We start from the raw sequence: 12,044 nt of genomic DNA on the forward strand, positions 1-12,044 counted from the left end.
CAGCGCGCTCGTCAGCCCCGCGGGCGCGTCCACCGGGACGCGAGAGGTAGAGCGGCTGGATCTCGCCGGTGCAGCGCTGGTCGGCCTGCGCGATCTGCCGGCAGCAGGCCGCCTGCCCCTCCTCCCCCGTCCAGGGGCGGACCAGGGAGTCGAGCGTGGCGGGGTGCCGACCCGCGCTTTTTTGTCATTTCGGCGCGACAGTGCCGCTCCTCCGACCGTAATGTGACCTCATCGGACAGCCCGCACAAGATCATGGCGGTACCTTTGCCGCGCCGGAAGGAGCGGCCCGCATGAACGGCTACGCGACCTCGGACCGCGACGCCGTCACGGCCGCGCCCGGCGGGCTGCTGGATCTGCTCAAGGTCGCGGCCGTGGTTCTCGACGGGGGCGGGCACATCGCGCTGTGGAGTCCCGAGATCGAACAGCTGCTCGGCTGGACCGCGGAGGAGGCCCTGCGGCAGCGTGCCGACACCCTCCTGGTCTCCCCCGAGAACCGGTCCCGCGGCAGGGAGCTCTTCGCCCAGGTCAGCACGGGGGCCCGATGGGCCGGTGTCTTCCCGCTGCGGCACCGCGACGGCACGGAACGCGCCGTGGAGTTCCGCACGATGCGCCTCCTCGACCCCGAGGGGCAGCCCCACCTGCTGGGACTCGCCACGGACGCGACGACCGTACGGCAGGTGGAGCGCGACCTCGCCCTCTCGCACAGCCTCGTCAACCAGACCCCGCTCGGCATCGCCGTCTTCGACAACGACCTGCGCTGGGTCGGGGTCAATCCCGCGCTGGAGCGGATCAACGGTGTGCCCGAGGAGGCCGTTCTGGGGCGCCGGGTCGGGGAGGTGCTGCCGGACCTCGACGTCGCGGCCATCGAGAACCGGATGCGGCACGTCCTGGAGACCGGCAGACCGCTGCTCGACCAGCAGACCGTCGGGCGTACGGCGGCGGACGCGCAGGAGCGCGCCTACTCGGAGTCGTACCACCGCATCGAGGACACCGACGGCCGGGTCCTCGGGCTCGCGATGGCCGTGCTGGACGTCACCGAGCGCCAGCAGGCCGCGGCCGAGGTCGCCCAGGCGCGCCAGCACCTGTCGGTGATCGCCGACGCGGGGATGAAGATCGGCACCACGCTTGACCTCCAGCAGACCGCCCGGGAACTGGCCGACGTGGTCGTGCCGCAGCTGGCGGACCTGGCCGCCGTGGACGTCCTGGAGTCGGTCGTGTCCAGGGGCACCATCGCGCCCGTGTCGGGCGGCTCCCCGGCCGAGTTCCGGGCGCTGGCCGTCGCCGCCGGTTACCCCACCGACGCCATCCACGCCGCCGACCCGGTGGGCGAGCTCGCCACGTACGGCTCGTCTCGGATCATCACGCAGTGCGTCCGCAGCGCCCGCCCGGTCCTGGTCGAGCGTGTGGACGGCAAGATGCTGCGGCGTCTCGCCCGGGACTCACGCGCCGCCCAGGCCCTGCACGAGGCCGGTGCCCACTCCTATCTGGCGCTGCCGCTGGTGGCCCGGGGCAAGGTGCTCGGGACGCTCTCGCTGTACCGCACGGTCAACGAGCGCCCCTTCGACGACCGGGACCGGGTGCTCGCCTCGGAACTCGCCGCGCGCGCGGCGATCTGCATAGACAACGCCCGCCTCTACGGCCGCGAGCGCGGCACCGCCCTGACCCTGCAGCGCAGCCTGCTCCCGAGCACGCCCGCGGAGCGGGAAGGGCTGGACATCGCCGCCCGCTACCGCCCGGCCCTCAGCGAGGTCGGCGGCGACTGGTACGACGTCCTCCCGCTCGGTCCCGGACGCACCGGGCTGGTCGTCGGGGACGTCATGGGCAAGGGTGTCCAGGCCGCGGCGATCATGGGGCAGCTGAGCACGGCGACGCGGGCGCTGGCCCGGCTGGACCTGCCGCCCGCCGAGCTGCTGCGGCACCTCGACGACATCGCAGGCTCGCTCGGCGACGCGATCGCCACGTGCGTGTACGCGGTGTGCGACCTCGAGCGCGGCACCTGCGAGATGTCCAGCGCCGGGCATCTGCCGCCGGTGCTCGCCGGGGCGGACGGCAGTGCGCGGCTCGTCGACGTGCCGGGCGGTGTCCCGCTCGGGGTCGGCGGCGTGGAGTTCGGCACCGTGGAGGTGGAGCTCGCCCCGGGCTCCCTGCTCGCCCTGTACACGGACGGCCTGGTCGAGAACCGCGGGGAGCCCATCGACACCGGCCTCGGCACCCTGACCCGGTTGCTCCAGCACGCGGGGCCCAGCCTTCAGCGCGCGAGCGACGGTCTGCTCAGCGCGCTGAGTCCGGAGCCGGACGACGACGTGGCGCTGCTGCTGGTCCGCACCAGGGTCTGAGCCCTGACGGGGTCAGGCGTCACCCCTGCGTGGCGTGCACAGGGCCCAGATGATGAACCCCGACATCGCGATCATGATGACGGACCAGACCGGGTAGGCCGGCAGGGAGAGGAAGTTGGCGATGATGACGAGGCCGGCGATGCCCACGCCGACGGCACGCGCCCAGCCCGCCCCCTGGAACAGGCCCATGCTGACCAGCACGGCGACCACGCCCAGGGCCAGGTGGGTCCAGCCCCAGCCGGTGAGGTCGAACTCGAAGATGTAGTTGCGGGTCGAGACGAAGACCTCGTCCTCGGCGATGGCCGAGATGCCGCGCATGACGGCCAGGATCCCGGCGATCATGAGCATGATCGCCGCGAAGGCCGTCATGCCGGTGGCCCAGCCGCGCTTCGCCGTCGAGCGCCCGTGCGTAGGGTGTGTGGCGGTCATCCTGCTCCTCGATTCTGCTGGGTCCGGCGCGGTCAGCGACCGGAGGTGGGGGCCGGGGGCCGGGGCGCCCGGTGCGGCGGAACCCGCCGCACCGGTTTCGTGCGGATCCCGTACAGCCCGGCGAGCTCGCCGGGCACTGCCGCCCCGGTGCGCGCCGTCCCGGTGCGTGCCGTCCCGGTGCGTGCCGTCCCGGTGCGTGCCGTCCCGGTGCGTGCCGTCCCGGTGCGTGCCGTCCCGGGAACCGCTCATCGCGGCCCTCCGTCCCGGTCGCCCGCCCGATAGCGGTCCCCGTCGACCTCAGCCTGCCCGGGGCGCGAGCCGGGGCGCCTCACCCGTGGCGGGTGATCCGTGTGCGGCGCCGGAGCGCTGAGGTGGTGGGACAGGCCCAGTGGGGCCCGGGTGCGGGGGCAGGACCGCGACCGAGAGGCGGGCGATGGACGATCCAGCGGAGCAGCCGTACCGGCGGCGGCCGGGACGCCAACGGCGTGCGGCGGTCTCGGCCCTCGTGCGTGCCGCGCTCGTCGCGGCCGGGCTCGTCACGGTCTACTACGTGCTGCCTCTGGACGGACGCGGCACGACCGGCGATTCGGTGCTGCTGGCCTGCGGCCTGCTGCTGGTGGTCGTGGTGTTCTGGTGGCAGGTGCGGGCCACCGTGACCTCGCCCCACCCCCGGCTGAAGGCCGTCGAGACCCTGGCCACCACGTTGGCGCTCTTCCTGCTGCTCTTCGCGGGCGCCTACTTCCTGCTGGAGCACACCACCCCGGGCTCGTTCAGCGAGCCGCTGAGCAAGACGGACTCCCTCTACTTCACGCTCACGACGTTCACCACCGTCGGATACGGCGACATCACGGCCCGCTCGCAGACCGGGCGGGTGCTGGCGATGATGCAGATGGTGGGCGGTCTGCTGCTGGTGGGCGTGGCGGCCCGGATCCTGGCCGGTGCCGTCCAGGCGGGACTGCGCCGGCAGGGCCGGGAGCCCTCGGACGACTTCCCCCCGCGGCGGAAGGACTGAGCCATGACCGTACCGAGCCCCTTCACGACCTTCATGTCGCCGGCCGAGCGGGCGGCCGCCGGCCGGGAGGCGCGGCGGCGGGTGCCGCGATCGGCCCACGCCGGGTTCGAGGCGGGGCCGGACCGGTTCGACCCGGTCGACGTGCTGGAGCGCCAGTCGGCCACCCGCGTACCGGAGTTGGTACCGCTCCGCTACGCCCGCATGCTGGAGTCGCCGTTCCGCTTCTACCGCGGCGCGGCGGCCGTCATGGCGGCGGACCTGGGAGCCACCACGGACACCGGGCTGCGGGTGCAGCTGTGCGGGGACGCCCATCTGCTGAACTTCCGGCTGCTGGCCTCGCCGGAGCGCCATCTGGTCTTCGACATCAACGACTTCGACGAGACACTGGCCGGGCCGTTCGAGTGGGACGTCAAACGGCTCGCGGCCAGCTTCGCCATCGCGGGCCGCGCGGGCGGCTTCGGGACCGCCGAGCAGAACAGTGCGATCGAGTCCTGTGTCCGGGCCTACCGGCGGCGGATGCGGGACTTCGCCGGGATGCGCAACCTGGACATCTGGTACGCCCAGGACGACGCCGACCACCTGCGGGAGCTGATGGCCGCGTCGATGTCCAAGGAGGCACGGCGCCGCACCGCGAAGGCCACGGCGAGCGCCCGGACCCGCACCCACATGCAGGCCTACGCGAAGCTCACCCGGAACACGGCCGAGGGGCGGCGGATCACTCCGGACCCGCCGCTGATCACCCCGCTTCGGGACCTGGTGGGCGACTCCTCGGAGCACGGACGGGAAAAGGAACTGCGCACCGTCCTGGAGGGGTACGCCCGCAGCCTGTCGTCCGAGCGCCGGCATCTGCTGCGCCGGTACCGCCTGGTGGACATCGCCCGCAAAGTCGTCGGAGTCGGCAGTGTCGGCACCCGCTGCTGGATCGTGCTGCTGCTCGGCCGCGACGACGACGATCCGCTGCTGCTCCAGGCCAAGGAGGCGCAGGAGTCGGTGCTCGCGGCACACAGCGGCGGCGACCGCTACGACAACCAGGGCCGCCGTGTGGTGGCGGGACAGCGGCTGATCCAGACGACCAGCGACATCCTGCTGGGCTGGACGCACGCGGTGGGCCTCGACGGGCAGGAGCGGGACTTCTACGTGCGGCAACTGCGCGACTGGAAGGGCATCGCCCAGCCGGAGACCATGGACCCCGCCCTGCTCCGGCTGTTCGGGCGGCTGTGCGGAGCGAGCCTGGCACGGGCCCACGCCCGCTCGGGCGACCCCGTCGCCCTCGCGGCCTATCTGGGCGGCGGCGACCGCTTCGACCGCGCCCTCACGGTGTTCGCCCAGGCGTACGCCGACCAGAACGAGCGGGACTTCGCGGCACTGCGCGCGGCGGTCCGCTCGGGCCGTGTCCGCGCGGCGGCGGAGCGATGACCGGCTGCGGCCGGTCCCGAGCGGACCGGGGCACGTCCTGGTCCCGGCCCCCGGCGGGGCGTCCCGGTCTCACCCGCCGCGGGCGATGCGCCCCCGGCGCGACCCGGGGTTCCCTGAGGTCCACGGACACCACCTACGGATCCGCCCGGGGCCGGCCCGGGCGGCTCGGAACAGGGGTACGGCCATGTGCCGCTGGCTCGCCTACTCGGGCACTCCCGTGCTGCTCGACGACGTCCTCTACCGCCCGCAGCACTCACTGATCGACCAGAGCCTGCACGCGCGGATGGGGGTCGAGACCACCAACGGCGACGGCTTCGGCGTCGGCTGGTACGCGTGGCACCTGCGCACCCCCGCCGTCATCCGCGACACCGGCCCGGCCTGGAGCAACCGCAACCTGCGTGAGATCGCCGACCACGTCCGCTCGCCGCTGTTCTTCGCGCACGTGCGCGCCTCCACCGGATCGGCCGTGCAGCAGACGAACTGCCATCCGTTCCGCCACGGGCGGTGGATGTGGATGCACAACGGGGCGATCGACGGCTTCCGCGAACTGCGCCGGGATCTCACGCTGGCGGTGGACCCGGGGCTGTTCGCGTCGATGGAGGGCACCACGGACTCCGAGGTGATGTTCCACGTGGCGCTCACCCTGGGGCTGGACGGGGACCCACCGGGCGCGGTGGCCCGGATGACGGGGCTGATCGAGCGGCTGGGCCGCGAGCACGGGGTGCCGCAGCCGCTGCAGATGACGGTCGCGGTGACCGACGGCGAGCGGGTGTGGTTCTTCCGCTACTCCAGCGCGGGGAAGTCACGGTCGCTGTACTACAGCAGCCGGGTGGAGGACGTGCGTGCCCTCCACCCCGACCTCGGTTTCCTGAACCATGTCTCCGACGAGACCCGGCTGGTCGTGTCGGAGCCGCTGGGCGATCTCCCCGGCGTGTGGAACGCCGTACCGGAGAGCACCTACGGTGTCGTGCAGCCCGGGCGGGACCTGCTGCAGCACTTCGAGCCGGAGCCCGTCTGAGCCCTGCCGTCGCCCGTCTGAGCCTGCCGTCGCCCGGCTCAGCGCAGCCGCGCGGCGAACGCCTCGTAGGCCCGCTCGTCGAAGAGGACGAACCTCACCTCCTCGACGGTGGTGTCCGCCGCCCGGACGGTCTCGACCGCGATGCGGGCTCCGTCGTCCATCGGCCAGCCGTAGACACCGGTGGAGATCGCGGGGAACGCCACCGTGCGGGCGCCGAGTTCACCGGCGACGCGGAGCGACTCGCGGTAGCAGGAGGCGAGCAGGCCGGAGCGGTCCTCGGTCGTGCTGAACACCGGGCCGACGGTGTGGACGACCCAGCGGGCGTCCAGGTCACCTGCCGTGGTGGCGACCGCCTGGCCGGTGGGCAGGCCCTTGCCGAGGTGCGCCGCGCGGAGCCTGCGGCAGTCCTGAAGGATCGCGGGGCCGCCGCGACGGTGGATCGCCCCGTCGACCCCTCCCCCGCCCAGCAGGGAGGAGTTGGCCGCGTTGACGATCGCGTCGGCGCTCTCGCGGGTGATGTCGCCCTGGACCAGTTCGATGGCCGTCATATCTGCCTCAGTCGCTTCCAGACGGCCTTCGCCGCGTTGTGCCCCGACATGCCGTGCACGCCGGGGCCGGGCGGGGTCGCCGACGAGCAGATGAAGACGGCCGGATGCGGGGTGCGGTACGGGAACAGCGTGGGCCTCGGGCGCAGCAGGAGCTGGAGGCCGGAGACCGCGCCGGAGGCGATGTCCCCGCCGATGTAGTTGGCGTTGCGGGCGGCGAGTTCGGGCGGCCCCGCCGTGGCACGGGCCAGGACGCGGTCGCGGAATCCCGGCGCGAAGCGCTCCAGTTGACGCTCGATGGCATCGGTGAGGTCGCCGGTCCAGCCGTGCGGGACGTGACCGTAGGCCCAGAAGACGTGCTTGCCCGCCGGGGCCCGGGTGGGATCGACGACACTCGGCTGGACCGTGATCAGGAACGGCTTGTCGGGTGCCCGGCCCTCCCGGGAGGCCGCGTTCAGGGCCGCGCCGATCTCCGCGCTGTTCGCGCCGACCTGCACCGTGCCGGCGGCACGGGCCTCCTTCGCGGTCCAGGGCACGGGGCCGTCCAGCGCGTAGTCGACCTTGAAGACGCCCGGCCCGTAGCGGTATCCGCCGTAGTGGTTGCCGAAGCCGGCGATGCGGGCCAGGGCGGTGGGCGAGGTGTCGAAGACGTACGCCCGGGCCGGTGGCAGGTCGTCGAGACGCTTGACCTCGTAGTCCGTGTGGACGCTGCCGCCGAGGTCGCGCAGGTAGGCGGCGAGTGCGTCGGAGAGGGACTGGGAGCCGCCGCGGGCGACGGGCCAGCCGCGGGCGTGCGCCGCGAGGGCGAAGACCAGGCCGATGGCGCCGGTGGCGAAGCCGCCGAGCGGGGCCATGACGTGGGCGACGAGCCCGGAGAACAGAGCCTTGGCCGGCTCGTCGCGGAAGCGGCGCATCAGCAGCGTCGACGGGGGCAGCCCGGCCAGGCCGAAGCGGGCGAGGGTCACCGGGTCGCGGGGCAGGGCGGTCAGCGGCAGTGACATGAAGTCCCGGGCGAGGGTGTCCCATTTGGGCAGGAAGGGCTCGACGAGCCTGCGGTACGCGCCGGCGTCGCGCGGGCCGAAGGAGGCGGCCGTCTCGCCGACGGTCCGGGCCAGGACGGCCGCCGAGCCGTCCGGGAAGGGATGCGCCATGGGCAGTTCGGCGTGCAGCCACTCCAGGCCGTACCGCTCGAGCGGCAGGGCGCGGAACGCCGGTGAGTTGATGGCGAGCGGGTGGGCCGCCGAGCACGGGTCGTGACGGAAGCCGGGGAGGGTGAGCTCCTCGGTGCGGGCTCCGCCGCCCACGGTGCTCCGGGCCTCGAAGACGGCGACGGAGAAACCGCGGCGGGCCAGCTCCACGGCCGCGGTCAGCCCGTTCGGCCCCGCACCCACTACGACGACATCGAGCATCGACGGCACCTTCGGACCCCTTCGTCAGCCGACGGCCACTGAGCATCAGGATATGCCCGGAGACTGACAGTCACCGGCCGCAGGTGATTTCCGCTGCGGAAGGGCACTTCACGGCGGCGGAAGCCCTCACATGCGCACAGTGCGTAACCCTCCGTGTGCGGCACGCAACGATTTCCGTCCTCAGGCCTCTCCCGACAGCAGGCCCACCACCCTGCGGGCCGTGGCCGCGTCGCGGGCGGCGGTGAAGGGCAGGGCGTTGCCGCCCTGGATGCGGAACGGGTCGGCCGCGAGGGTGAGGTGAGCCCCACCCGCCTCCTCGACCAGGAGCAGACCGGCCGCGTGGTCCCAGGCCGCTTCCCAGGAGAACGCCACCGCGTCCAACTCGCCGCGCGCGATGGCGAGATACTCCAGTCCGGCGGAGCCGCACGGGCGCGGTGCCACACCGTCGGCGCGCAGGCCGAGCAGGGCGTCCTTCTGCTCGTCCGTCGTGTAGTCGGGGTGGGAGGTGGCCACGCGCAGGTCCCGGCCGGGCTCCGGCACTCCGGCGAACAGCCGCTCCCCGTCGAGGTGGGCGCCCTTGCCCCGCTGGGCGACGGCGAGCCGGTCGTGGACGGGCGCGTACGTCCAGGACGCGAGCAGGGTGCCGCGGTGGGCGAGCGCGACCAGGGTGCAGAACCCGGCCTCGCCGCGCACGAACTGGCGTGTGCCGTCGACCGGGTCGACGATCCAGACCGGGACGTCGTCGCGTATCGCCTCGTACGACGCGGGGTTGGCGTGCACCGCCTCCTCGCCGACCACGACCGAGCCGGGCAGCAGGGCGAGCAGGGCCTCGGTCAGGTGCAGCTCGGCCCTGCGGTCGGCGTCGGTCACCAGGTCGTGCGGGCCGCTCTTCTGGTCGACCTCGTGCGCGGCGAGCCGGCGCCAGCGCGGCAGGATCTCGGCCGCGGCGGCCTTGCGGATCGCCTCTTCGACGTCGGAGGCGTGCTCTGCGAGAAACTCTTCGATGGTTTCGTTGCTGTCGATCACCCCTCCATGACAACACGGGCCACTGACAAGCCCTGCCCGCCGGGTGCACTCGGGGTGGCATCGCGATGAACAGCGGGGGCGGCCGGGCGCGGACGGACGCCGATGCGTGCCACGGGCTCGCGCGGGCGCGGATCCCGGCCGGATCACCGGCCCACGCTCACCCCTGCATCCCGCGCGGGTGCGGATCCCGGCCGGATCACCGGCCCACCGCGTACCCCTGCATCCCGCGCGGGTTCGCCGCCGCCGACAGCACGCCGGTCTCCGGGTCCCGCGCGACCGCGCACAGCCGGCCTTCCGACCAGGGGCCACCCACGGTCACGTCATGGCCGCGGCGCCGCAGCTCCTCGACGACGGCGGGGTCGGTGCGAGCCTCCACGGTCACGCTGCCCGGGCGCATGCCGCGCGGGTAGAAGGAGCCGGGGAAGCTGTCGTTGTGCCAGTTCGGGGCGTCGATCGCGCCCTGGAGGTCGAGGCCGCCGCGCACGGGCGGGCGCAGCGCGACCGCGAGGAAGAAGTGCAGCTGCCACTGGTCCTGCTGGTCCCCGCCAGGGGTCCCGAAGGCCATGACGGGCACACCGTCGCGCAGGGCGATCGAGGGCGTCAGGGTGGTGCGGGGGCGGCGTCCGGGGGTGAGGGTGTTGGGCAGCCCCTCCTCCAGCCAGGTCATCTGGAGCCGGGTGCCGAGCGGGAAGCCGAGTTCGGGTACGACGGGGTTGGACTGGAGCCAGCCGCCGCTCGGCGTGGCCGAGACCATGTTGCCCCAGCGGTCGACGACGTCGAGGTGGCAGGTGTCGCCACGGGTGGTCCCGTCGGCCAGGATCTCCGGCTCGCCCGGCACGGGGGACGCCGGGCTCTTGGCGACGGTCGGTTCGCCGACGCCCAAGGCGTCGAAGCCTTCCTGTGCGGCGGCCGCCACGCGCGCGTGCGCGCACAGCCGCGGGGTGCGTCCGCCGGGGCTGCCGGGCCGCAGGTCGTTCTCGGCCCGCTCGCCGACGAGGGCGCGGCGGGCGGTGTTGTACGCGTCGGACAGCAGGTCGTCGAGGGGCACGTCGGCGGCGTCCCCGTACCAGGCCTCCCGGTCGGCCATGGCGAGCTTGCAGTTCTCCACCAGGAGATGGACGTAGTCGGCAGAGCCGTACGGGGGCAGGTCGGGCGGAAGCAGGGCGAGCTGCTGAAGGAGGACCGGGCCCTGGCTCCAGGGGCCCGGTTTGCACACGGTCCAGCCGTTCCAGTCGTACGTGGCCGGCCTCTCGTAGGTCGCGGACCAGGCGGCGAGGTCTGCGTCCGTGAGGGTGCCGGTGTGGCGTTCGCCGCTGGTGTCCCTGGTGGGGCGCCCGGCCTGGCGGACGAGGGCGTCGGCGATGAAGCCGGTGCGCCACACCCGCCGGGCGGCCTCGATCCGTGCCTCCCGGTCGCCCGCGCCGGCGGTCTCGGCGAGCAGGCGCTTCCAGGTGGCGGCGAGTGCGGGGTTGGCGAAGAGCTCGCCGGGGCGCGGCGCTCTGCCGCCGGGGAGGTAGACCTCCGCCGAGGAGGCCCACTTCGTCTCGAACAGCTCGCGCACGGTCTCGACGGTCTCGCCGACCCGCTCGACAGGCGCGTGTCCGTGCTCGGCGTAGCCGATGGCGTACGCCAGGACGTCGTCGAGGGACTTGGTGCCGTGGTCGCGCAGCAGCAGCATCCAGGCGTCGAAGGCGCCCGGCACGGCGGCGGCGAGCGGCCCGGTGCCGGGGACGAGGTCCAGGCCGAGGCCCTGGTAGTGCGCGACGGTCGCGCCCGCCGGTGCGACACCCTGCCCGCACAGCACCCGCACCTCGCCACCGGCCGGGGCGAGCAGGATGGGCACCTCGCCGGCCGGGCCGTTGAGGTGCGGCTCGACGACGTGCAGCACGAACGCGCCCGCCACGGCCGCGTCGTAGGCGTTGCCGCCGCTCTCCAGGACGGCCATCGCCGACTGGGAGGCGAGCCAGTGGGTGGAGGACACCATGCCGAAGGTGCCGCTCAGGGTGGGGCGAGTGGTGAATTGCATATCTGACCTCGGTGTTTACGCGTGTCGGTCGACCCAGAACGGACCGTGGGGAGAATCTGGGGAGAATGAGCGCGAGGCCTCTCCTCCAGGTTGACCCATTCCCCCCTCTTTCCTTGCCAGGCTGTTGAGGCTCGATACTGCTGGGCCGGGATCGGACTCAGATGACCGTGAGAGTCTTCCTGCTGGACGAGGGACAGAGAGGACATCCATATGTCGCAGGTCGATGAAGTCGCCTCCGCGTGGGAGCGCATCGTCGGTTGGCTACGAAGGAACGCCCCGGCCAGCGCGGAGGCGCTTCGTCCGGGAGCCTCGGACGAGGAGATCGCGCGCCTCGACGCGGCGCTGGGATTCGACATCCCGGACGTTCTCGAGGTCTGGCTCCGCTTGAACAACGGGAGTACCGCGAAGGATTCCGAGAAGCCCGTTCCGGGCGGCGGGACCGCCCTCCTGCCGCACCGGGACTCGGTCGTCTTCCCGGGCGGTATGAGATTCCTCGGCTGCAAGGAAATCGCCCACTGGCACGCGGAGTATCTGTACATCGCCCGCGACATCGGGGACGACGAGTACTGGAAGTCGCCGTGGATTCCGGTCATGGCGCAGAGCGACGCGCCGTACGGGATCATTCTGGACGCCCAGGACCCATCCGGCCCGCCGCCTCTGCTGAGGTTCAGCGAGGGTGACTGTCCGACCTCCTTCCTGCCGTCCCTCGGCGACTTCCTCCGGCCCCTGTCCGATCTGCTGGAGACCGGACAGGCGCCGGGGTCGGTCATGGCCCACGAGAGGTTCACCGTCGCTGAGGGAAGACTCCGCTGGAGGGAATGACGGGG

10 protein-coding genes and 1 pseudogene are annotated in these 12,044 nt (G+C 73.1%); 5 read left to right on the forward strand and 6 right to left on the reverse strand.

Translation table 11 applies throughout. From position 1 onward, the window contains the following. Positions 1-46: 46 nt before the first annotated feature. Positions 47-172: pseudogene (locus ACFY5B_RS10990) on the reverse strand (alpha/beta hydrolase); the annotation flags it as partial. Between the two features lie 118 nt (positions 173-290). Between ACFY5B_RS10990 and ACFY5B_RS10995 the strand changes: the two are divergent. After that, positions 291-2,336 (forward strand): SpoIIE family protein phosphatase, encoded by a 2,046-nt coding sequence (locus tag ACFY5B_RS10995; RefSeq protein ID WP_389967625.1) that lies wholly within the window; start codon positions 291-293, stop codon positions 2,334-2,336. Between the two features lie 12 nt (positions 2,337-2,348). Here ACFY5B_RS10995 and ACFY5B_RS11000 read toward each other — a convergent pair whose 3' ends face one another. Then, the gene (locus ACFY5B_RS11000; RefSeq protein WP_389967627.1) at positions 2,349-2,765 is read right to left on the reverse strand and encodes a hypothetical protein; all 417 of its coding nucleotides are present in this window, start codon (positions 2,763-2,765) and stop codon (positions 2,349-2,351) included. A gap of 433 nt (positions 2,766-3,198) precedes the next feature. Here ACFY5B_RS11000 and ACFY5B_RS11005 point away from each other — a divergent pair, with 433 nt between their 5' ends. The 3 genes from ACFY5B_RS11005 (at position 3,199) to ACFY5B_RS11015 (ending at position 6,211) form a co-directional block, all read left to right on the forward strand. After that, the gene (locus tag ACFY5B_RS11005) at positions 3,199-3,777 is read left to right on the forward strand and encodes a potassium channel family protein (RefSeq protein ID WP_389967629.1); all 579 of its coding nucleotides are present in this window, start codon (positions 3,199-3,201) and stop codon (positions 3,775-3,777) included. A 3-nt stretch (positions 3,778-3,780) separates the two neighbouring features. After that, positions 3,781-5,193: a DUF2252 domain-containing protein gene (locus tag ACFY5B_RS11010; RefSeq protein ID WP_389967631.1), complete on the forward strand. Its 1,413-nt coding sequence runs from the start codon at positions 3,781-3,783 to the stop codon at positions 5,191-5,193. Between the two features lie 184 nt (positions 5,194-5,377). Next, positions 5,378-6,211: a class II glutamine amidotransferase gene (locus ACFY5B_RS11015; RefSeq protein ID WP_361937715.1), complete on the forward strand. Its 834-nt coding sequence runs from the start codon at positions 5,378-5,380 to the stop codon at positions 6,209-6,211. Between the two features lie 38 nt (positions 6,212-6,249). Here the strand turns inward: ACFY5B_RS11015 and ACFY5B_RS11020 are convergent, their stop codons facing one another. From ACFY5B_RS11020 to ACFY5B_RS11035, 4 genes are all read right to left on the reverse strand, one after another. Continuing rightward, positions 6,250-6,759, reverse strand: coding sequence for an O-acetyl-ADP-ribose deacetylase (locus tag ACFY5B_RS11020; protein WP_389967633.1), 510 nt, complete (start codon positions 6,757-6,759; stop codon positions 6,250-6,252). After that, the gene (locus ACFY5B_RS11025; RefSeq protein ID WP_389967635.1) at positions 6,756-8,165 is read right to left on the reverse strand and encodes a phytoene desaturase family protein; all 1,410 of its coding nucleotides are present in this window, start codon (positions 8,163-8,165) and stop codon (positions 6,756-6,758) included. Before ACFY5B_RS11025 ends, ACFY5B_RS11020 begins: the two co-directional genes overlap by 4 nt. Before the next feature lie 180 nt (positions 8,166-8,345). After that, positions 8,346-9,191 carry an inositol monophosphatase family protein gene (locus ACFY5B_RS11030; protein WP_389967637.1) on the reverse strand — a complete coding sequence of 282 codons (846 nt, stop codon included), beginning with the start codon at positions 9,189-9,191 and terminating at the stop codon, positions 8,346-8,348. A gap of 196 nt (positions 9,192-9,387) precedes the next feature. Continuing rightward, positions 9,388-11,217: a gamma-glutamyltransferase family protein gene (locus tag ACFY5B_RS11035; protein ID WP_389967639.1), complete on the reverse strand. Its 1,830-nt coding sequence runs from the start codon at positions 11,215-11,217 to the stop codon at positions 9,388-9,390. Between the two features lie 210 nt (positions 11,218-11,427). On the opposite strand from ACFY5B_RS11035, the gene ACFY5B_RS11040 reads away from it, so the two are divergent. Next, positions 11,428-12,039: an SMI1/KNR4 family protein gene (locus tag ACFY5B_RS11040; RefSeq protein WP_389967641.1), complete on the forward strand. Its 612-nt coding sequence runs from the start codon at positions 11,428-11,430 to the stop codon at positions 12,037-12,039. The last annotated feature ends 5 nt before the right edge of the window (positions 12,040-12,044 follow it).

The organism is Streptomyces sp. NPDC013187 (genome assembly GCF_042899705.1).
Taxonomy (GTDB): Bacteria; Actinomycetota; Actinomycetes; order Streptomycetales; family Streptomycetaceae; genus Streptomyces; species Streptomyces hawaiiensis_A.